Below are 20,277 nucleotides of genomic sequence, written 5' to 3'. Positions count from 1 at the left end.
AAAATGCTCGGGACGGGCGGGAACGCGTCTCATCGCAGGCGCCGACCGCGACGCGGCGCACACCGGCGCACGCCGCGTCCTCCTGGGAAACGAGCCGGAAGTCCGGCTGGTCACCGCCGCGTTCGGAGTTCTCGTAGAGCGCCCTCGGCCGAAGTCCCGCACATGGTGCGACAGGGATGCGTCGGATGGTGCGGAACTCTAGCCGCTATCCGTACTAATACGGTGAAACAGGGCATGTGTGTTGGGCCCGTGAACGCCGGGCCCCGGCGACATCACCCTTTCGGCGGCACAACTCACGTGCATGCCACGCGTTGACACTGCGCCGGGCACCCGCCCGGATGTTTGTGTCAACCCCCAAGGAGCACCTCTCCATGTCGCGTATCGCGAAGGGCCTGGCCCTGACCTCCGTCGCCGCCGCCGCGGTGGCGGGCACCGCCGGTGTCGCCGCCGCCGACGCCGGCGCGCAGGCCGCCGCCGCCCACTCCCCGGGTGTGCTGTCGGGCAACGTCGTGCAGGTCCCGGTCCACATCCCGGTCAACGTCTGCGGCAACACCATCGACGTCATCGGCCTGCTGAACCCGGCGTTCGGCAACGAGTGCGAGAACGACTGACCGTCGGCTCGAACCCCCTGACCGGCCGTCCGTACCGCGGTTCCTCCGCGAGCGGGCGGCCGGTTCGCGTTGCCGTACGGACGGCGGTGTGCGCCCCCGAATGGAGGGTGCGGGCGGCGACACGGCGGCGGGACCTTGACAGGGCGTCCCACCAGGGATGACGCCGACAGCGGGGGTCATGGACGAGCGCAGTGCGTAGCGGAACGGTTGCAGAGTGCCATGGTCGATTCCACGGTGGGCACAAGATCCGACGCACCACCGAAAGGAACCCCCATGCGTCTGCCCGCACGGCGAATCGCCACCACCGCCCTCACCGCAGGCCTCCTGATCGGTCTCTCCGGTCCGGCGGTGATGGCGGCCGATGGCGACTCGGTCCGGGAACGCACCCACGCGGCGTCCCGCGCCCCCCTCCCCGACGTGGAGGAACTGCAGGACCAGGTCGGCAGCCTGGCCGGCCTGGGCGGAGTGCTCACGCCGGTCACCGACCTGCTCGGCGCCGTCCTCAAGGCCGACGACGGCCAGCTCGCCGACAAGGACGCGGACGAGTTCGCCGCCGCCGTCAAGGACGCCCTCGCCAAGGCCGAGGCGGCGGACCTGGACGCCGACGACACGGCCACCGCACCGGGTACGACGACGCCCGGCACGAGCACGCCGGCCCAGCCGCCGGTCGTGACCGCGCCGGAGGCCGGGACGCCGGTCACGCTGCCGGCGCCCGTCGTGGCGGACAGCGACGGGGCCGCGGTGGCGGACGACCTGGCCGCCGACGCGCACGCCGCCCTCCAGAAGCAGATCGACGCCCTGATCCAGGCCACCACCTCCGGTAGCGCCGAACAGGTGACCCCGGCCGTCCAGGAAGTGGTCAACGGCGTCGTCAACGTCGTCGCCGCCACACTGGTGGGCAGCGGCCTGCCCGCCGCCGACCTGGCCGGTCTGCCCGCGCTGCCGAGCGCCCCGGAAGCCGCCACGCCGGAAGCCGCCGCACCGGCCACCCCGCTTCCGGCCGACCCTTCCTGACGCCCACGGCGTTCAGGGGCCGTTGCGCCATCCCTACCGGGGTGACGCAACGGCCTTTCCCCTTTGTCGTCGTGGATGTCGCCGTGGATGTCGTAGGAGATGCCGTCGTCATCGTCTTCGCGGGTGGTCTCCGAGGTGTCCGAGATGTGCTCCGGAGATCTCATATGTCTTCCGGAAGCGGGGTTTCCGGGCCCGGTGCGGGTCGTTAGGCACGGCGTCAGCATTTCCTCCGGTGTCCCCGGGCCGCCTGGTCGCCGGGTCGCCGGGTCGCCGAAGAAAGGAAGCACGATGAAGTCCCTCAAGGCCGCCGCCGTGGTCGCCGGATCCCTGGTCGCCGCCGGCTCCGCCGCGCCCGCGTTCGCCTACGACGCCGAGGCCCTCACGCCCACCAGTCTCAACGGCGCCGTGAACGCGCTCACCGCCGAACCCATCGACGTGATGCCGCTCAAGCACCAGTCGGAGGCGCTGGACACCGAGAACAAGGACTCCGTGCTGCACACCGTGAAGGGCGCGACCACGCAGCTGAACTCCAAGGGCGGCCTGCTCGGCGGCCTTCCGCTGCGCGGCTGACCCGCATTCCCCCGCCGCGTTCCTCCGCTCTCCTTCTCGCATTGATGAAAGGGACCGTGCCCGACATGAAGTCGACCACCAGACGAACCCTGGCCGCCGTCGTCACCGGTGTGGCGGCCGCCGTGGGCGTAGCGGCGGCCCCCGCCGTCGCGGCCGGCGCGATCCCCGTGCCCGTACCGCTCGGCGGCGCGGAGACGGCGCTCGGGATGGAACTGCCCGACGTGGCCGGCGAACTGCCCGTGCCGACAGCGGGCACGCCCGAGGGACCGCGGTACGCCGAGGGCCGGCTGCTGCCGGAGCGGACGCTTCCGCAGCTGCCGGTACGCAGCGGGCTGCCGGGGGTCGACCTGCGCCAGCCCCTGCCGCAGGTCCTCGGGGACGAATTCGACCACGCCGCCGTCCAGGCCCCGGCCGCCGAGCTGCGCGCCCTGGCGCCGGGTCTCTCCCTGGACGCCCCGCTCAGCGCGCCCGACGGCGGTGGTTTCGGCCTGCCGACCGCGAAGCTGCCCCAGGCGGGCGTACTCACCCCGGTCGTCCAGACGGTGCCCGCGGCCGACCTGGGCGTCGGCCCCGGACTGTAGCCCCGCCGCGGGCCCTCACGCGCGCGTCAGCCTTACGGGCCCCGCGCGCGTCGTCCGTACGACCCCTTGCCCACCCGGCGCCTACCCGCTCCCCGCGCCCCCGGCGCGCACGGCGTTCGCGCGCCGTCGGTCGTTCCGTCGCGACGTCCGGTGCCTCGTGTGGCCCTGCGGGCGGTGACCGCGGGGGCCGCCGCTCGGTTACCGGTACGGATCACCGAACCGGACGAGGAGCGAGCCATGGTTGTCAACCTGGGCGGAACACCGAGCGGCAAGGAGCGGGAGGCGGACGTCCCGGCGAGAGGCGGACCGGCGCACGGCACACGGCGGCAGATGATGCGGGGGCTGCTCGCCCCGGCGCTCGCCGTGAGTCTCGCGCCCCTGGTCGCCGCCTCCCGGCCCTCCCGGGCCGCCGTCACCGGCGCGGGCGGGCAGCCCGCGCGCCCCGAGCCGCGCGCCGAGGAGTCGGCCGGCAGCGTCTCGTTCGACGAGACCTACCGCGGCCGCCGCATCCGCGGCATCCGGTCCGCCGCGGGACGCGCCGTCGGCGCCGGCTCCTGGCACGTCACCGTGGACGGCCGGCCACTGCACCTGATGCGCCGGGCCGACGGCAGCTGGCTCAGCATGATCGACCACTACCGCTCGTACCCCACCCCCCTCGCCGCGGCGCGCGGTGCCGTCGACGAACTCGGCCCCGGCGAACACCTGCGCGACACCCCGGCCGCCGGTCACGAGCACTCCGGGGGGCACCATGGCGTACACGCGTAAGGACGTCAGCACCCTCACCGCCACCGAGAGGCGACGGTTCGTCAAGGCGCTGCTGGAGATCAAACGGCGCGGCGAGTACGACGAGTTCGTGCGCACCCACATCGAGTACTACGTCTCCGACGGCGAGGACGGTCTCCGCACGGCGCACATGGCGCCGTCCTTCCTGCCCTGGCACCGCCGGTTCCTGCTGGACCTGGAGGAGGCGCTGCGCCGGGTCGACGCCTCGGTCACCGTGCCCTACTGGGACTGGACGAAGGACCGCACCACCTCCTCCGCGCCCTGGACCGCCGACCTGCTCGGCGGCACCGGGCGGCGCTCCGACCACCGGGTGACCACCGGGCCGTTCGCCCACGCCGAGGGCAACTGGACCCTCAAGGAGAACGTCACCGACACCGAGTACCTCACCCGGGACCTCGGACGGGCCGCCGACCCCCTGGCGCTGCCCACCAAGAGGGACCTGGAGTGGGCCCTCGACGACCCCGTGTACGACACCGCGCCGTGGGACTCCACGGTCCGCAAGGGGTTCCGCAACAAGCTGGAGGGGTGGGGGACCGGCCGCGGCAGTGTCTCCTGGCGCAACCACAACCGCGTGCACCGCTGGGTCGGCGGGGCCATGGTCGGCGGCGCCTCCGTCAACGACCCGGTGTTCTGGCTGCACCACGCCTTCGTGGACCTCCTGTGGTCCCGCTGGCAGGCCCGGCACCGCGGGGCCCGCTACCTGCCCGCCGAACCGCCCGGCCGGGGCGGCGCGCAGCACGGACGGATCGTCGCGCGGCACGAGAAGCTGCCGCCGTGGGACGTGACGCCGGACGAGCTGGAGGACCACAGCCGGATCTACCGGTACGCCTGAGCGCGCCGAAGGGACGGGACAGGAGGGGAGAGACAGAGGAACGGGAGGAACGGCAGGACGGGGGGAACGGGGGAACGGGAGGAGCCCCGGCCGGACGGCCGGGGCTCCTCCGTGACCGCAGGGTCAGCTGCCGTAGCCGCTGTTCTTGCCGTCGTCGCCGTGCTTGTCGCTCTTCTCGTCGTCGCCGTTTTCGCAGGCGTTGCCGAAAGCCGGGTTCAGCAGGCCGATCACGTTGATCGTGTTGCCGCAGACGTTGACCGGCACGTGCACCGGGACCTGGACGACGTTGCCGGACAGGACACCGGGCGAACCAATGGCCGCGCCCTCGGCGCCCGCGTCCGCCATGGCCAGGCCGGTGCCGCTGAGCACGACGGCACCGGCGCCGAGTACGACGCCGGTGGCCTTCGCGATGCGAGACATCACGTTCTCCTTATGACTCGGGGAGCACGGCAGCGGGACATGCCACCGCACTTCCGGTTCAACGCACCAGGTCGGAGAGGGGTCACGGGGGGAATGTGAGGATCACCCTTTTTGAACAGGGGGCTCGGGAGGGGCGGCGCGCCGGTGCCGGGGGGCGGGAAAACCGCTCCACGCGGCGCGGGGCCGTCCACTAGCCTCCCGGCATGGTGAACGACCGTCCCGACCGTCCCGACCGACCCGTCACGTCCGAGGCGCCTGTGCCGTCCCCGCCTTCCCCGCCTTCCCCGCCGTTCGCGGAGTCCGTGCCGTCCGCCCGGGCCGCTCTGTCCGCGCTGCCCGGCCTGTTCGCCGAGGAGGGGCGGGTGCGTGCCTTCGCGGCCGTGGCGCTGGGCGCGGGCAGTGCCGCACAGGTGGCGGCCGCGGCCGGCCTGTCCGTGAAGGACGCCTCCGCCGCGCTGCGCCGCCTGCACGAGCAGGGCGTGGTGACGTCCGGCGACGACGGTGAACTCGTCGTCGCCCACGACCGTTTCAGGGAACTGGCCCGAGAGGCCCGGTCCACGGCACCGGCCACCGGCGACCCGGGGGCGGAGGACGACCGGGCCGGCATGATCGTGCGGACCTTCGTCAAGGACGGACGGCTGGTACGCCTGCCCGCGCGCTGGACGCGCAAGAAGGTGGTGCTGCGGCACATCGCCGAGCAGACCTTCGTGCCCGGCGCGGAGTATCCGGAGCGCACGGTCGACGAGAAGCTGCGCGCCTGGTGCGACGAGGGCGACGTCGACCATGTGACGCTCCGGCGCCACCTGGTGGACCTGGGCCACCTGCGCCGCAGCGGCGGGACCTACTGGCGTCCGGCGCGGTCCGACCGGGCGGGCACCGCCTGAACGCCCGGCGTGCCGGACGCGGGCAGCCGCCGTACGGGCGAACCCGCGAGGTAGGCCTGGATCGCCTCGACCGCCTGGCCGTAGTACGTGGCGTAGTTGGCGCGCGAGACGTATCCGAGGTGCGGGGTCGCGAGCAGGCGCGGGGCCGTGCGCATCGGGTGGCCGGCGGGCAGCGGCTCGGTGTCGAAGACGTCGACGGCCGCACCCGCGATGCGGCCCTCGCGCAGCGCGGCGAGCAGGGCCTCCTGGTCGACGATCGCCGCGCGCGAGGTGTTGACCAGGTAGGCGGTCGGCTTGAGCAGCGACAGCTCGGCGCCGCCGAGCAGGCCGCGGGTGCGGTCGCCGAGCGCCAGGTGGACGGAGACGAAGTCGGCGGTGCGCAGCAGCTCCTCCTTGGAGGGGGCGAGTTCGACCCCGACCGCGTCGGCGCGCTCCCGGGTGAGGTTCTGGCTCCATGCGCTCACCCGCATGCCGAAGGCGAGCCCGACGCGCGCCACCCGGCTGCCGATCCTCCCGAGGCCCAGCAGACCCAGTCGGCGGCCGTGCAGGTCGGCCCCCACCGTCTGCTGCCAGGGGCCGCCCTCGCGCAGCGCGTTGCTCTCCTGGACGAGACCGCGGGCCAGGCCCAGCAGCAGGGCCCAGGTCAGTTCGACGGGCGGCGTCGAGGAGGAGGCAGTACCGCACACGGTGACACCGTGCGCCTCGGCGGCGGCGTAGTCGATGACGCTGTTGCGCATGCCGGAGGCGACGATCAGTTTCAGCCGGGGCAGGCGGGCGATCAGCGACCCGGGAAACGGCACGCGTTCCCGCAGGGTGACCACGATGTCGATGTCGGCGAGGGCCGCGGCGAGGGTCTCCTCGTCGGCGTGGTGGGTGTCGAAGGACACGACGTCCACGGCGTCCGCGACGGGGGACCAGTCGGCGATCTCGGTCGCCACGCGCTGGAAGTCGTCGAGCACCGCGCAGCGCAGTCGCACGTCGTCCCGTCCCTCCCGCCCAACGGGCAGTGGCGCCCCCGGCAGGACTCGAACCTGCGGCCAAGCGCTTAGAAGGCGCCTGCTCTATCCACTGAGCTACGGGGGCCTGGTGTGGTGGCCTCGTTCTCGGTGCCCGGGTGTGGGCTGTTCCGCGACGTTGCCGGGGACAAGGATAGGGCTCCCGGCTCCGTGTCCCTGCTGCTTCGCCTCCGTGGCTCGATGTGGAGGTTCGGTGAAGCGGTCCTGATAATCGCAGGCAGGTGCGAATCGTGCATCGCTTTTGGCGTCTCACGCATCGGGTGTTGTGCACTCGTTATGCCTGGACTGTCCTTGCGCCCCGGTAATCCCTTCCGTCCGGAGTGTCCGATCGGCGCGCGGACATGCTCATCATGCGCATATGCTTCAGAATTCCCCTAAAATTGGGCATTCTTCACATGTGGTGACCTTGGACGTACGGCCTCAGCTGCTCGACGCACTCTCCGCCCTGCGCGACCGTGTCGCGGCCGCACGCTTCCCGCTGCCCCTGGCGGGGGCTCCACGCGCGCGTGCCAACCGCGACGAACTCCTCGCCCAGCTCGACGACTACCTGGTGCCCCGGTTGAAGGACCCCGAAGCGCCCCTGCTGGCCGTCGTGGGCGGCTCCACCGGCGCCGGGAAGTCCACCCTGGTGAACTCCCTGGTGGGCCGGCGGGTCAGCGAGGCGGGCGTGCTGCGGCCGACCACCCGCACGCCGGTGCTCGTGTGCCATCCGGAGGACCACCACTGGTTCAGCGGCATGCGGGTGCTGCCGGACCTCACGCGCGTGTGGGTGCCCCATCGGGAGCAGGACGACGACCTGCTGCTGCCGGGGGAGAGCCCCGCGCGCGTACTGCGGGTGGAGACCGCCGACAGTTTGCCGCCCGGCATCGCCCTCCTCGACGCGCCGGACATCGACTCCCTCGTCGCCGACAACCGGGTCCTCGCGGCCGAGCTGATCTGCGCGGCCGACATCTGGGTGATGGTCACCACGGCCGCCCGTTACGCCGACGCCGTGCCCTGGCACCTGCTGCGCACCGCCAAGGAGTACGACGCCACCCTGGTCACCGTGCTCGACCGGGTGCCCCACCAGGTGGTGTCCGAGGTGTCACGGCAGTACGGGGCACTGCTGGCCAAGGCCGGGCTCGGCGAGGTCCCCCGCTTCACCGTCCCCGAGCTGCCCGAGTCGGCCTGGGGCGGGGGGCTGCTGCCGGCCAGCGCGGTCGCCCCGCTGCGGGCCTGGCTCGTCCACCGGGCGCAGGACCTCGACGCCCGGCACCACGCCATGGCCCGTACCGCGCACGGCATCCTGGACTCGCTCAAGTCCCGGATGCCCGAACTGGCCGGCGCGGCCGCCGCGCAGTACTCCGCCGCGCTGCGCCTCACCGCGGCCGTCGACGGTGCCTACGACGGCGAGCACGCGCGCGTACGGGGGCGGTTGCAGGCGGGCGCCGTACTCGCCGGGGACGCGCTCAAGCGGTGGCGTGCCTTCCCCCTGGACTGCTCCCCGGAGGAGCTTCTCGACTCGCTGGTGGAGAGCCTGAGCGCCCTGCTGCTGTGCGCCGTCACCGCCGCCGACGAACGCGTCGACGAGGCATGGCGGGGCGAGCCCGCGGCCACCGCCCCGGAACTCACGGGCCGCGACCCCGCGCCGGAGGGCGCCGAGCACCGTATCGGGATGGCGGTGCGGCGGTGGCGTCGGGAGCTGGAGGAGTACGCCGAGGAGGAGGTGCGCCGACTGGACCGGAATCTGGCGCCGGACCCCGGTGCGGTCACCGCTCTGGTCGCCACGGTGCTGCTCGGCGGGCGCCGGGCGCGTAGTGCGGGGGAGGGGCTTGCCGAACGCATCGGCGCCCACGGCGCGCTGCGGCTGCGGGACCGGGGCGGACGCCTGCTCGACGACTGCGTGGACCGGGTCGTGCACGTCGAGCGCGAACGCCGGCTGGCGCCGCTCGACGGGCTGGAGGTCCATCCCGAGCCCCAGGCCGAACTCATCGCCGCGCTGTCCGTACTGCAGAAGGAGAGGTGACCGGTGACCGCCGTCACTGACCAGGACCCCACCGAGCACACCCATGACACGCCGCAGGAGGCAGGCCGGCCGGAGGAGGCGGGCCGGCCGGGCGAGACGGAGCGAACGGGCGAGACGGACCGCCCGGGCCGCCGGGCGGGTCGGCCGGGCCGCGCGGAGGAGGCAGGCCGGTCCGGCCAGGCAGGCCGAACGGCCCGCGAGGACCGGGCGGACGCCGCCCCGGCCGGTCATGGCAGGGCCCCGGAACGGTCCGCCGAGGACGGCCCGCGGGCGGACACCTCCGGGGACGCCGGGCGAAGTCCCCGCCCGCTCGAGCGCGGGGGCGACCGCGCACGCGGCCTCCTCGCGCGCGTGAAGGACGCCGGGGAGTCCCGCCGTACGGACCGGGAGCGGGAGCAGGACCAGGCGCGTGACCTGGAGGAGAAGCCCGGGCGGGGCGGGGACGCCCGGAAGGGCAGGGGCGGGGAACGCCCGGAACGCGGAGGAGACGTGGCCGACCGGCGACGAGCGGCTGATCAGCCCCGCAGGGAGGAACGCGGCCGTGCGGAGGCCCGTGACCGCGGGGCGGGGGCGGCGGACAGCGAGCGTGCGGGAGCTGTGGAGCGTGCGACCGGCGGCTCGTCCGGTGCCGGGGGCGGCGACGGTGCCTGGGGTGACGGTCTGATCGCGCGGCGGGTGGACGAGAACAGCACGCCGGAGCAGTACACCGTCATGCCGAGCAGGCCTTCCGGTTCCGCCGCCGCCCTGATGCCACTGGCCTACGACGGGCAGCTCAGGTCGCGGCTCGACGCCCTGCGCGAGCTGGTGGGTCTCTCCCGTACCCGGCTGGACAGCGGGACGCTGGCGGAGGCCGGCCGGGTCCTGGACGAGGCCGCCGCGCGGCGCAGGCTCTCCGGTCAGCACACCGTCGTCGCCATCGCGGGCGCGACCGGCAGCGGCAAGTCGCAGTTGTTCAACACGCTCGCCGGGGTGCCCATCTCCGAGACGGGAGTGCGCAGGCCGACCACTGCGGCGCCGATCGCGTGCAGTTGGAGCGACGGTGCGGCCAGCCTCCTGGACCGCCTCGGCATCCCCGGCCGGCTCCGCCGCCGCCCGCTGCAGCACCCGGACGCCGAATCGCCGCTGCGCGGGCTGGTCCTGATCGACCTGCCGGACCACGACTCGGCGGCCGTGCAGCACCGCGAGCAGGTGGACCGCATCCTGAAGCTCGTCGACGCGGTGATCTGGGTCGTCGACCCGGAGAAGTACGCCGACGCCATGCTCCACGAGCGCTATCTGCGCCCGATGGCGGGCCACGCCGAGGTCACGTTCGTCGTCCTCAACCAGGTCGACCGGCTGCCCGGGGAGGCCGCCGAACAGGTCCTCGACGACCTGCGGCGGCTGCTCGACGAGGACGGCATCGCGCTCGGCGAGCACGGCGAGCCCGGGGCCACCGTGCTCGCCCTGTCCGCGCTCACCGGGGACGGCATCGGCGAACTGCGCGAGGTGCTCGGACAGTTCGTCGCCGACCGGCAGGCCCCGGCGCGCCGCATCTCCGCCGACGTGGACGCCGCCGCCTGGCGCCTGCGCCCCGTGTACGTCACCGGCCGGCGGACCGGCCTCAGCGAGGAGGCCCGGGAGGAGTTCGCCGACCGACTCGCGGACGCCGTGGGCGCCACGGCAGCGGGGGAGGCGGCCGAGCGCGCCTGGCTGCGCAACGCCAACCGCGCGTGCGGCACGCCCTGGCTGCGGCTGTGGCGCTGGTACGACGACCGGCGCGAGCCCACCACGGGCCGGTTCCCTTCGCGTACTCAGGCGGACGAGGAGGCAACGGCCCGTCAGCGGGTCGAGCAGGCGGTGCGCACGGTGTCCGACCGGGCGTCGGCCGGGCTGCCGGCGCCGTGGGCGCAGGCGGTGCGCGAGGCCGCCGTCCGCGGCGCCCAGGGCCTGCCCGAGGCCCTCGACGAACTGGCGGTGCGCACCGGGACGCCGCCGGGGCGTCCACCGCGGCCGGGCTGGTGGCCGGTGGCCGTGCTGGCCCAGGCCTCCATGACGTTGCTCCAGGTCGTGGGCGGGTTGTGGCTGCTGGCCCAGATCATCGGCTTCGTGTCGCCGAACCTCGGCGTGCCGGTGCTCCTGATGCTGGCCGGCATCATCGGCGGCCCCCTCATCGAGTGGAGCTGCCGCATCGCGGCCCGCGGACCCGCACGGCGCTACGGCCACGAGGCGGAACGCCTGCTGCGGGAGGCCGCCGCGGGGTGCGGCCGGGCCCGGGTACTGGATCCGCTGGCGGCGGAACTGCTCCGGTACCGGGAAGTGCGTGAGCAGTACGGGCGGGTCACCGGGGTGGGGGCTGTGGCCAGGTAAGGGGTCGCCTCGGGGGTGGGGCCCGTCGGGAGGGGCGGCCGGGCGTGGTTCTCCCGGGAGAGTGCGGTGGTGACTCATGCGGGTGAGGCGATGGTGGCTCAACCGGGTGAGGCGGGGACGGCTCAGCGGGTGAGGAGGGGGTGGCTCACCCGGGAGAGTGACGGAGTTCTCCACAGGTCCGGAGGCGGTCCACAGGCCTCGGCGGGGCCGGCCCGAGCGGATGCAGTCTGGCCCCGTGGCCATCGCGACGGACGCGGTCGGCCCGGGTGCGGCGGTGTACGGGGACGTGACGCCGCCGCGCCGGACGCAGCCGCACGGGAGGTGCCCGTGCGCAAGGGAGGACGCGCGATGAACGAGACGATGATCTGCGCCGTGGGCAACGTGGCGACGCAACCGGTCTTCCGGGACCTGGCGAACGGCGCTTCCGCGCGGTTCCGGCTGGCGGTCACCGCGCGGTACTGGGACCGCGAGAAGAGCGCGTGGACGGACGGCCACACCAACTTCTTCACGGTGTGGGCCAACCGGCAACTCGCCACCAACGCCTCGGCGTCGCTGACGGTGGGGGACCCCGTCGTCGTCCAGGGCCGGCTGAAGGTGCGCACGGACGTGCGTGAGGGGCAGAACTGGACCTCGGCGGACATCGACGCGGTGGCGATCGGCCACGACCTCGCGCGCGGCACGGCGGCGTTCCGGCGCACCGGCCGGGCGGAGACGCCGGGCTCCCCGCCGCAGCCGGAGCCCAACTGGGAGACACCGGCCGCCGAGTCGGCCGCACCGCCCCCCGAACAGCGGCCGGAGCCTGTCGCGGTGGCCTGATGGCGGCCTTCCGCCGGAAGTGACCGAAGTACGGCTTATTGACGAACACGCCCAGGCAAAGCCGGGTGGATTTGTCGATAAGCCCTGCTCACAGCCCTGCCGGGGATAACGATTCCGAGTCGGATCATCGTGCGGGCGAACATCCCCGGCAGGCGCGGTGCGTTAGGTCCTTAGGATGCCGAACGAGCCCTCCGGGGCTGCTGATTCTGCTGGTGGGACCGTGCCCCCCACGCCAACGGGTCCTGCTCGAAGGGGAATTTGGTGTTTTCTTCGCTCACCGCGCTGTCTCTGCCCGGACGAGGGGCGGCGCGTCTCGCCGCCGCGGCGCTGGTGTCCGCGCTCGCCGCCGCCGGAGTGATGACCGGCGCCGCCCCGGCCGCCGCCCAGGATGCGGGCCAGGGGCAGGGCGGGGCGACGGCCACCATAGGCGGCCTCAAGACGTACGGCGCCGCGGTCATCCACGGGGACACCGGCGACCAGGAGGTGTCGGCCGGCCTCTTCGAGATGTCCGTCGAGGGCGGCGGCATGCTGCAGACGTACTGCGTCGACCTCCAGAACCCGACGCAGAAGGACGCCAAGTACCACGAGACGCCCTGGATCGGCACGTCGCTGGGCACCAACAAGGACGCCGGCCGCATCCGCTGGATCCTGCAGAACTCCTACCCCCAGGTCAACGACCTGGCCGCGCTGGCGAAGAAGGCCGGCGTCCGCGGCGGGCTCACCGAGCAGGACGCGGCGGCCGGTACGCAGGTGGCCATCTGGCGCCACTCGGACCGGGCGGACGTCGAGGCCGTCGACCCCCAGGCCGAGCGGCTCGCCGACTACCTGGAGAAGAAGGCCCGCCTTCTCACGGAGCCCAAGGCGTCGCTCACCCTGGACCCGCCCGCGGTCTCCGGCCGGCCCGGGGAGCGGATCGGCCCGGTGACGGTGCGCACCAACGCGGGCGGCGCGACGGTCACGCCCCCGGTGGACGCCACGGCGGGCGGGGTGCGGATCGTCGACAAGAAGGGCGAGCCCGTCACGTCCGCCACCGACGGCACCCAGATCTTCTTCGACGTGCCGAAGGACGCGGCGGCCGGCACCGCCGAACTGACGGTCCAGGCCTCCACGACCGTGCCGGTCGGCCGCGCCTTCGCCTCGGAGAGCCGCAGCCAGACCCAGATCCTGGCCGGCTCCAGCGAGTCGACGGTCGCCGCGACGGCGAGCGCCACCTGGGCCGACCAGGGCGCGATACCCGCCCTCTCCGCCAGGAAGAACTGCGCCGAGGGCACCCTGGACATCACCGCGGTCAACGAGGGCGACGAGCCCTTCACCTTCGAGCTGCTGGACAGCGAGCACACCATTGCGCCCGGCGAGTCCCGGACGGTGGCCGTCCCGCTTCCGGAGGACAGGGCGTACGACTTCACCATCCGCGGCCCGGCCGGCTTGGAGCAGCGTTTCACCGGCGTCCTCGACTGCCGCACCCAGAGCGCGGCACTGGCGGACGCCACCCACACCCTCGGCCAGCCGGCCCCCACGACGGTGACCACCCCCACCCCGAACCCCAACCTCGCCGAGACCGGCAGCTCGGAACTGACCCCCCTGATCGGCGGCCTGGCCCTGGTCCTGCTCATCGCCGGCGGCACGACCCTGACCGTGATCAACCGAAAGAACGCCTCCCGGTAGTACGAAGCCGCCAGGGCTCCGGCGGGCGCGCGGAGCCCTGAACGCCACCGTCCCTTGGGGCCGCCCGGCCGCGGCTCGCATCACCCGCCGACGGAGAACAGCAGCGCCGCTCCCCCCAGAACGACCAACTGCACGACGCCGGGAACACGCCACCCCAGCGCGAGAAGACCACCGCCCGTCACGACTGCCCCGCCTCCCAGGAGCAACGCCGCCTGGGACGCCACCCGGGACGCACTCGACGGCCCGGCCCCGTCACTCGCATAACCGTCGGCCCACCCGGCCATCCCATAGCTGTACACAGTCCAGCCGATGACAACGAGGTCGATGACGACCAGCGCCACCCCCGCCCCCACCTGCCGGCCGGTCGACGGCTGATCCGTCCGCCCCCTGCCCATGGCCGCCCCGCCTTCGGATATCGCTCCCCTCGGTGCCCGCGGGCCAGCATGCCGTCGTGCCGCTCGCCGAGCATGAGTACGGGTACTCAACCGCGTCGCTCCCCAGGAGCGCCGCCCCGGAGCGACCGGCGGGGAACGCCCTCCGCCTCGACGCCGACCGCCCACGAAAGACGACGGCCCGCCCGCCCCCGGGAATCCCCAGGTCAGCGCCCCCGCCCGGAACGCGTTTCCTCCCAGGGGTGGCGGTGCGGCAAGATGGGGTGTATCTGCCCACTGCCTGATTCAAGCTGCCGGACGGTTTCTCTTGGCTGAGTTCATTTACACCATGCGCAAGGCGCGCAAAGCGCACGGCGACAAGGTGATCCTCGACGACGTCACCCTGAACTTCCTGCCCGGCGCGAAGATCGGTGTCGTCGGGCCGAACGGTGCCGGCAAGTCCACGGTGCTGAAGATCATGGCGGGGCTGGAGCAGCCGTCGAACGGTGACGCGTTCCTGTCGCCGGGCTACACGGTCGGCATCCTGCTGCAGGAGCCCCCGCTCAACGAGGAGAAGACCGTCCTGGAGAACGTCCAGGAGGGTGTCGCCGAGATCAAGGGCAAGCTCGACCGGTTCAACGAGATCGCCGAGCAGATGGCGACCGACTACTCGGACGCGCTGCTGGAGGAGATGGGCAAGCTCCAGGAGGAGCTGGACCACGCCAACGCCTGGGACCTCGACGCCCAGCTGGAGCAGGCCATGGACGCGCTGGGCTGCCCGCCCGGCGACTGGCCCGTGGTGAACCTCTCCGGTGGTGAGAAGCGCCGGGTCGCGCTCTGCAAGCTGCTGCTCGAGGCGCCCGACCTGCTGCTGCTCGACGAGCCCACCAACCACCTCGACGCCGAGTCGGTGAACTGGCTGGAGCAGCACCTGGCCAAGTACGAGGGCACCGTCGTGGCCGTGACCCACGACCGGTACTTCCTGGACAACGTCGCCGGGTGGATCTGCGAGGTCGACCGCGGCCGGCTGCACGGCTACGAGGGCAACTACTCCAAGTACCTGGAGACCAAGGCCACCCGCCTCAAGGTCGAGGGCGCGAAGGACGCCAAGCGGCAGAAGCGCCTCAAGGACGAGCTGGAGTGGGTCCGCTCCAACGCCAAGGGCCGGCAGGCCAAGTCCAAGGCGCGCCTCGCCCGCTACGAGGAGATGGCCGCCGAGGCCGACAAGATGCGGAAGCTGGACTTCGAGGAGATCCAGATCCCGCCGGGCCCGCGGCTGGGCAGCGTCGTCGTCGAGATCAACAACCTCACCAAGGCCTTCGGCGACAAGGTCCTGATCGACGACCTCTCCTTCACGCTGCCGCGCAACGGCATCGTGGGCGTCATCGGCCCCAACGGCGCCGGCAAGACCACCCTCTTCAAGATGATCCAGGGCTTCGAGGAGCCGGACTCCGGTTCCATCAAGGTCGGCGACACCGTCAAGATCTCCTACGTCGACCAGAGCCGCGAGAACATCGACCCGAAGAAGACGCTGTGGGCCGTCGTCTCCGACGAGCTGGACTACATCAACGTCGGCCAGGTCGAGATGCCGAGCCGCGCCTACGTGTCCGCCTTCGGGTTCAAGGGGCCGGACCAGCAGAAGCCGGCCGGGGTCCTCTCCGGCGGTGAGCGCAACCGCCTGAACCTCGCGCTCACCCTCAAGCAGGGCGGCAACCTGCTCCTCCTCGACGAGCCGACCAACGACCTCGACGTCGAGACCCTCTCCAGCCTGGAGAACGCGCTGCTGGAGTTCCCCGGGTGCGCCGTGGTCGTGTCCCACGACCGGTGGTTCCTGGACCGCGTCGCCACCCACATCCTCGCCTACGAGGGCGAGTCCAAGTGGTTCTGGTTCGAGGGCAACTTCGAGTCGTACGAGAAGAACAAGATCGAGCGGCTCGGTGCCGACGCCGCGCGTCCGCACCGCGCCACCTACAAGAAGCTGACCCGGGGCTGATCTCTTGCGCCACATCTACCGCTGCCCGCTGCGCTGGGCGGACATGGACGCGTACGGCCACGTCAACAACGTGGTCTTCCTCCGCTACCTGGAGGAGGCCCGTATCGACTTCCTGTTCCGCCCGGACAAGGAGTTCAAGCAGGGGTCGGTGGTGGCGCGCCACGAGATCGACTACAAACGGCAGCTCGTGCACCGGCACCGCCCGGTCGACATCGAGCTGTGGGTCACGGAGATCAGGGCCGCGTCCTTCACCCTGACCTACGAGGTCAAGGACGACGACGTGGTCTACGTCCGCGCCTCGACGGTGATCGTGCCGTTCGACTTCGAGACGCAGATGCCACGCCGGATCACCGCTGAGGAACGGGAGTTCCTCAGCGAGTACACGGACGACAAGGAGGAGGCCGTCGCCGCATGACGGTGCTCCACCTGGCCGACGAGGGGGAGGCCGCGGATCTCGCGGCCTTCCTCTCCCGCCTGCTCCGCTACGACCGTGCGGCTGCGGTACGCCTCCAGGCGGCCGGCACCGCCCTCGCCGTCTTCGGCCGGCCGCCCTCCTTCGAGGTGCTGGCCGTCCGCGCGGTGCGGCTGGCCAAACCGTACGAGGACGGACTCGACGTCACGCTGGACGTGACCGTCTCCGCCGGTGAGCTGCTGGAAGCGGTGGACGAGAAGGCGGCCACCGCGGGTGTGCCCGGTGCGGTGACCGGACCGCCGTGGGCCGGGCTGCTGCCCCCGCGCGGCGGCTGGCGCCCCGAGCCGGGCCTGCCCGCCCCGGACGCCCTGCGCGCGCTGGTCGTCGCGGCGGTGGCGGAGTTCCGCTCCCGTACGGGCGAGCTGGCGTCCGAGGGCCGTACCCGGGTCGAGCTGGACCGGATCGGGCGGGAGATATGGTCCCGGACGGTCGGGGACACCGGGCTGCCGGTGCGGGCCGTGCACGCGGCCCAGTCCCTGGGCTTCTTCGGCCCTCCCGGCGCCCCCTCCGGCGAGGACGCGCCGAAGCTCTTCTCCTCGGGCACGTGGCTGCGGCTGCGCACGCCTTACGGCTCCGTCGCCCTGCGCCGGGCCGGGACCGGGGCCCTGGGCATCAGCGTGCGCTGACTTCCGGCGCCCCGGCCGACCGTGGTCCCGGATGTGGGCGCGACCGGGCCCTGGTGGGGCCGGTGCGTGCGTCCGGCGACGTGGTCTGTCCGTCACCGCCGACGCCGGACGAGCAGCCTCCGACGTCGGCGTCGGCGCCGGCGCCGGGGCGAGGGGTCAGTCAGCGGTGTTGACCATCGAGGCCGCCGCGTACGTCAGGTACTTCCACAGCGTCTGCTCGTGCTCCTCGGAGAGCCCCAGCTCGTCCACGGCGACCCGCATGTGCTTCAGCCAGGCGTCGTGCGCCGCCCGGTCGACGGCGAAGGGGGCGTGACGCATCCGCAGCCGCGGATGGCCGCGGTTGTCGCTGTACGTCGTCGGGCCGCCCCAGTACTGCATCAGGAAGAGCGCGAAACGCTCCTCGGCCGGGCCCAGGTCCTCCTCCGGGTACATGGGCCGCAGGATCGGGTCCTCCGCCACCCCCTGGTAGAAACGGTGGACGAGCCGGCGGAAGGTCTCCTCCCCGCCGACCTGCTCGTAGAAGGTCTGCTCCTGAAGCGTGCCGCGCCGAATCTCATTCACGTCGTCCATGGTCTCAGACGGGTGGACATAGGACTCCGGGCTTAGGACCACTCCTCGCCCGCTCCCCGCCCGCCTTACTGTGGAGGCATGGGCGGGCACCCGGACCTGGACGGCCTCGCCGCCTCCGCGCGGGCGGAGCTGGTGCGGGAGATCGAGCTGAGCGGCGCCTGGACGGCCGACCCGGTGTGGCGGGAGGCCTTCGCGACGGTCCCGCGCCACCTCTTCGTGCCGTACTACTACGTCGGCGTCCGGGGCGGTCACGAACGCCGGTGGGGCGAGGACCCCGACCCGGGCGCCCGCGAGCGCTGGGTGCTCGGGGCGTACGCCGACGCACCGCTGGCGACCCGGCTGCGCGACGGCGAACTGCTCTCCTCCAGCAGCCAGCCCTCGCTGATGGCCCTGATGCTGGTGGAACTCGGCGTGCGCGACGGCGACCGGGTGCTGGAGATCGGCGCCGGCACCGGCTACAACGCCGCCCTGCTCGCCCACCGGCTCGGCGACGACGACCTGGTCACCACCGTCGACCTCGAACCCGAGATCACCGAGTCCGCGCGCCGGCACCTGGCCGCGGTGGGCCACCACCCGGCCGTCGTCACGGGCGACGGCGCCCGCGGGGTGCCCGAGCGCGCGCCCTACGACCGGATCCTCGCCACCTGCACGCTGCCCTCGGTGCCGCGCGCCTGGCTCGTCCAGTGCCGTCCCGGCGGGCGCATCCTGGCCCCGCTCGCCACGGGCCTGGTCGTCCTCACGGTCCGCGACGCCAGGCACGCCGAAGGGCGCTTCCTGCGCACGCCCGCGTACTTCGTTCCGCTGCGCGGCGCGGAGCGGGGCGAGCCCGAGGCGCCAGGCCTCGGCGGGGTGCCGCGCCGGGCCCGGGAGAACGATCTGTTCCGCTTCCTGCTGGAGCTGAGCCGGGGCAGCCTCGACCCGCAGGAGGCGTACGCCCTTTGGGACCGCGAGGACGCCCCGCGCCGGGAGCGCTACGGCATCACCGTCCGCGGCGAACGGGCCTGGGCCTGGCTGGACGACCCGCAGGGCCCGTACGCCTGGCCCTTCGTCTGACGGACCCGGCGGCGCCGGGCGCGCGCTAGCCCCGGCGGATCGTGATCGTCGTCCAGGCGCCGACGTGCACCCGGTCGCCGTCCTGGAGCGGCACCGGCACGAAGGGCTGGATCGGCTCCTCGCCGCCGTTGACCGTCGTGCCGTTCGTCGAGTTCTGGTCGACGACCGCCCAGTTGCCGTCCGGCTGCTGCACCAGCACCGCGTGCTGGTGCGAGACGCCCGGGTCCTCGGGCGGCACCGCGAGATCGATGTCCGGGGTGTCGCCGGTGGAGTGCCGGCGCCGGCCGATGGTGATCTGGTTGCCGGCGAGGGTGCGCTGCTGTTCCGGCGAGTACGCGGGCAGGTTGAGGCCCGCGGCCTCGGGGCCGGACCGCTGCATCATCGCCATGAAGTAGTCGCGGTCCGGGCCGATGGTCGCCGTCCAGGTCGCGGGGCCCTGGGGGCGCTGGGGCTGCTGAGACTGGTGGGGGAACCCGTAACCTCCGCCCGGCGGGGGCGGCGGAGCCTGGGTGGCGCCGGGCTGCGGGAAGCCGTAGCCGCCGCCCTGGGCCGGACCCGGGCCGTTCGGGCCACCGGGGCCGCCAGGGCCACCGGGACCCGAGGACGGCGGGGAGAGCACCCAGTCGTCGTCACCGCCGCCGAAGGACGGGCCGCCCTGCTGCGGCCGGTTGGTCTCCTGCGGGAACGCGGGCGGGGCCGGCGGGCCGGACTGCTGGTACGCCTGCGGGGCGCCGTCCCGCCCACCGGGGCCGGGAGGCGGGGCCGGGCGCGAGGGGTCGCCACCGAAGGGGGGCGGTGCCGGCGGCCCCGAGGGCCCGTTCGGACCGCCGTGCCCACCAGGTCCACCGGGCCCGTTCGGGAAGCCGGGGCCACCGGGGCCACCGGGGCCTGCGGGGCCGCCCGGGCCACCGAAGCCACCCGGGCCGCGAGACCCGCCGGGACCGCCAGGACCACCGGGACCGCCGGGAGCACCCGGGCCGGCCGGTCCACCGGGTCCACCAGGACTACCGGGACCATTGGGGTTGAAGGGGCCACCGGGACCACCGGGGCCACCAGGACCTGCGGGGCCGCCGGGACCGCCCGGAGCACCGGGACCGCCCGGAGCACCGGGCCCGCCCGGCGTACCGGGACCGCCCGGGCCACCGGGACCCGACGGAGCGCCGCCGAAGGGCGGGCCCGGCGGGATCGGCTCGGCGGGGCGGTTCATCTGGGACGGGCGGGAGCCCTGGTAGTCGTACGCGTCACCGCCGTACGACGGACCCGACGGCGGCTGCGGGAAGCGCGGGCCGGGGCCCGGCGCCGGCGGGCGCGGGGCGGCCGGGGTGTACGAGGTGGCGGTGTTGGTGAGGAAGTTCCACCGGCACTCCTCGCAGAACGGCGCTCCGCCCTCACGCGGCGTGCGGCACTGCGGGCACAGCTGCGGCTCGGCCCCGGGACCCCCGGGGCCGCCGCCCTGGCCGGCCGGACCGGCGGGCGGCGGGAAACCGTAGCCGCCACCCGGGGGCGGAGGCGGGGGAGGGGGCGGCACGGCACCGGCCATGCGGTGACCGCAGACCTCGCACCAGTCGTCGGAACCCGACTGGTGTCCGTTCGGGCAGGTCGGCATGTCGGAGCTTCCCCCTCTTGCGGAGCTTGTCGCTGTGTTGTCC

General features: G+C 73.5%; 20 protein-coding genes and 1 tRNA gene. 15 read left to right on the top strand and 6 right to left on the bottom strand.

The genetic code is table 11. From position 1 onward, the window contains the following. Positions 1-371: 371 nt before the first annotated feature. The 6 genes from chpG (at position 372) to ACZ6EG_RS04165 (ending at position 4,391) form a co-directional block, all read left to right on the top strand. On the top strand, positions 372-611 hold the full coding sequence (gene chpG / locus ACZ6EG_RS04190) for a chaplin ChpG (protein ID WP_356603521.1): 240 nt from the start codon (positions 372-374) through the stop codon (positions 609-611). Positions 612-884: 273 nt separating this feature from the next. Further along, positions 885-1,625 (top strand): hypothetical protein, encoded by a 741-nt coding sequence (locus ACZ6EG_RS04185; RefSeq protein ID WP_391968048.1) that lies wholly within the window; start codon positions 885-887, stop codon positions 1,623-1,625. A 288-nt stretch (positions 1,626-1,913) separates the two neighbouring features. Next, on the top strand, positions 1,914-2,195 hold the full coding sequence (locus tag ACZ6EG_RS04180; RefSeq protein ID WP_383640740.1) for a hypothetical protein: 282 nt from the start codon (positions 1,914-1,916) through the stop codon (positions 2,193-2,195). 65 nt (positions 2,196-2,260) lie between these two features. Then, positions 2,261-2,776 (top strand): hypothetical protein, encoded by a 516-nt coding sequence (locus ACZ6EG_RS04175; protein WP_391968047.1) that lies wholly within the window; start codon positions 2,261-2,263, stop codon positions 2,774-2,776. A gap of 237 nt (positions 2,777-3,013) precedes the next feature. Then, a complete protein-coding gene (locus ACZ6EG_RS04170; protein WP_391968046.1) occupies positions 3,014-3,541 on the top strand; it encodes a tyrosinase family oxidase copper chaperone in 528 nt (175 codons plus the stop codon). Then, positions 3,525-4,391 carry a tyrosinase family protein gene (locus tag ACZ6EG_RS04165; RefSeq protein ID WP_391968045.1) on the top strand — a complete coding sequence of 289 codons (867 nt, stop codon included), beginning with the start codon at positions 3,525-3,527 and terminating at the stop codon, positions 4,389-4,391. Before ACZ6EG_RS04170 ends, ACZ6EG_RS04165 begins: the two co-directional genes overlap by 17 nt. Before the next feature lie 123 nt (positions 4,392-4,514). Here the strand turns inward: ACZ6EG_RS04165 and ACZ6EG_RS04160 are convergent, their stop codons facing one another. Next, on the bottom strand, positions 4,515-4,811 hold the full coding sequence (locus tag ACZ6EG_RS04160; protein WP_391968044.1) for a chaplin: 297 nt from the start codon (positions 4,809-4,811) through the stop codon (positions 4,515-4,517). 203 nt (positions 4,812-5,014) lie between these two features. Between ACZ6EG_RS04160 and ACZ6EG_RS04155 the strand changes: the two genes are divergently transcribed. After that, positions 5,015-5,695 (top strand): DUF2087 domain-containing protein, encoded by a 681-nt coding sequence (locus tag ACZ6EG_RS04155; RefSeq protein ID WP_469601351.1) that lies wholly within the window; start codon positions 5,015-5,017, stop codon positions 5,693-5,695. Here ACZ6EG_RS04155 and ACZ6EG_RS04150 read toward each other — a convergent pair. Together ACZ6EG_RS04150 and ACZ6EG_RS04145 are read right to left on the bottom strand one after the other, a co-directional pair. Then, on the bottom strand, positions 5,653-6,672 hold the full coding sequence (locus ACZ6EG_RS04150; RefSeq protein ID WP_391968042.1) for a D-2-hydroxyacid dehydrogenase family protein: 1,020 nt from the start codon (positions 6,670-6,672) through the stop codon (positions 5,653-5,655). The genes ACZ6EG_RS04155 and ACZ6EG_RS04150 overlap by 43 nt on opposite strands. A 30-nt stretch (positions 6,673-6,702) precedes the next feature. Beyond that, positions 6,703-6,778, bottom strand: a tRNA-Arg gene (locus ACZ6EG_RS04145). 330 nt (positions 6,779-7,108) lie between these two features. On the opposite strand from ACZ6EG_RS04145, the gene ACZ6EG_RS04140 reads away from it, so the two are divergent. From ACZ6EG_RS04140 to ACZ6EG_RS04125, 4 genes are all read left to right on the top strand, one after another. Beyond that, complete coding sequence (locus tag ACZ6EG_RS04140) at positions 7,109-8,716, top strand: dynamin family protein (RefSeq protein ID WP_356603504.1); 1,608 nt, start codon at positions 7,109-7,111, stop codon at positions 8,714-8,716. A 3-nt stretch (positions 8,717-8,719) separates the two neighbouring features. Continuing rightward, positions 8,720-11,062 carry a YfjP family GTPase gene (locus tag ACZ6EG_RS04135; protein ID WP_469601347.1) on the top strand — a complete coding sequence of 781 codons (2,343 nt, stop codon included), beginning with the start codon at positions 8,720-8,722 and terminating at the stop codon, positions 11,060-11,062. 348 nt (positions 11,063-11,410) lie between these two features. Then, positions 11,411-11,878 (top strand): single-stranded DNA-binding protein, encoded by a 468-nt coding sequence (locus ACZ6EG_RS04130; RefSeq protein ID WP_391968040.1) that lies wholly within the window; start codon positions 11,411-11,413, stop codon positions 11,876-11,878. A 261-nt stretch (positions 11,879-12,139) separates the two neighbouring features. After that, positions 12,140-13,543, top strand: a complete 1,404-nt coding sequence (locus ACZ6EG_RS04125; protein WP_469601344.1) for a Cys-Gln thioester bond-forming surface protein — start codon at positions 12,140-12,142, stop codon at positions 13,541-13,543. 80 nt (positions 13,544-13,623) lie between these two features. On the opposite strand, the gene ACZ6EG_RS04120 is transcribed toward ACZ6EG_RS04125, so the two are convergent. Next, positions 13,624-13,884, bottom strand: coding sequence for a hypothetical protein (locus tag ACZ6EG_RS04120; RefSeq protein WP_469601341.1), 261 nt, complete (start codon positions 13,882-13,884; stop codon positions 13,624-13,626). A 358-nt stretch (positions 13,885-14,242) separates the two neighbouring features. On the opposite strand from ACZ6EG_RS04120, the gene ettA reads away from it, so the two are divergent. From ettA to ACZ6EG_RS04105, 3 genes are read left to right on the top strand one after another with little or no spacing between them, the layout of a single operon-like run. Beyond that, positions 14,243-15,907 carry an energy-dependent translational throttle protein EttA gene (ettA, locus tag ACZ6EG_RS04115; RefSeq protein ID WP_391968038.1) on the top strand — a complete coding sequence of 555 codons (1,665 nt, stop codon included), beginning with the start codon at positions 14,243-14,245 and terminating at the stop codon, positions 15,905-15,907. Between the two features lie 4 nt (positions 15,908-15,911). Beyond that, positions 15,912-16,322: an acyl-CoA thioesterase gene (locus ACZ6EG_RS04110; protein ID WP_356603494.1), complete on the top strand. Its 411-nt coding sequence runs from the start codon at positions 15,912-15,914 to the stop codon at positions 16,320-16,322. Beyond that, entirely contained in the window at positions 16,319-17,005 is a 687-nt protein-coding gene (locus ACZ6EG_RS04105) for a DUF8010 domain-containing protein (protein WP_469601333.1), read from the top strand. Before ACZ6EG_RS04110 ends, ACZ6EG_RS04105 begins: the two co-directional genes overlap by 4 nt. 156 nt (positions 17,006-17,161) lie before the next feature. On the opposite strand, the gene ACZ6EG_RS04100 is transcribed toward ACZ6EG_RS04105, so the two are convergent. Next, positions 17,162-17,575 carry a globin gene (locus tag ACZ6EG_RS04100; protein ID WP_356603490.1) on the bottom strand — a complete coding sequence of 138 codons (414 nt, stop codon included), beginning with the start codon at positions 17,573-17,575 and terminating at the stop codon, positions 17,162-17,164. Between the two features lie 78 nt (positions 17,576-17,653). Between ACZ6EG_RS04100 and ACZ6EG_RS04095 the strand changes: the two genes are divergently transcribed. Continuing rightward, entirely contained in the window at positions 17,654-18,628 is a 975-nt protein-coding gene (locus ACZ6EG_RS04095) for a methyltransferase domain-containing protein (RefSeq protein WP_391968036.1), read from the top strand. 25 nt (positions 18,629-18,653) lie between these two features. Here the strand turns inward: ACZ6EG_RS04095 and ACZ6EG_RS04090 are convergent, their stop codons facing one another. After that, positions 18,654-20,234 carry an FHA domain-containing protein gene (locus tag ACZ6EG_RS04090; RefSeq protein ID WP_391968035.1) on the bottom strand — a complete coding sequence of 527 codons (1,581 nt, stop codon included), beginning with the start codon at positions 20,232-20,234 and terminating at the stop codon, positions 18,654-18,656. Between the last annotated feature and the right edge of the window lie 43 nt (positions 20,235-20,277).

This window comes from Streptomyces sp. NPDC041968 (assembly GCF_055589025.1).
The sequence above is the reverse complement of the archived record's forward strand: the minus strand, read 5'-3'. Positions and strand labels throughout refer to the sequence as shown.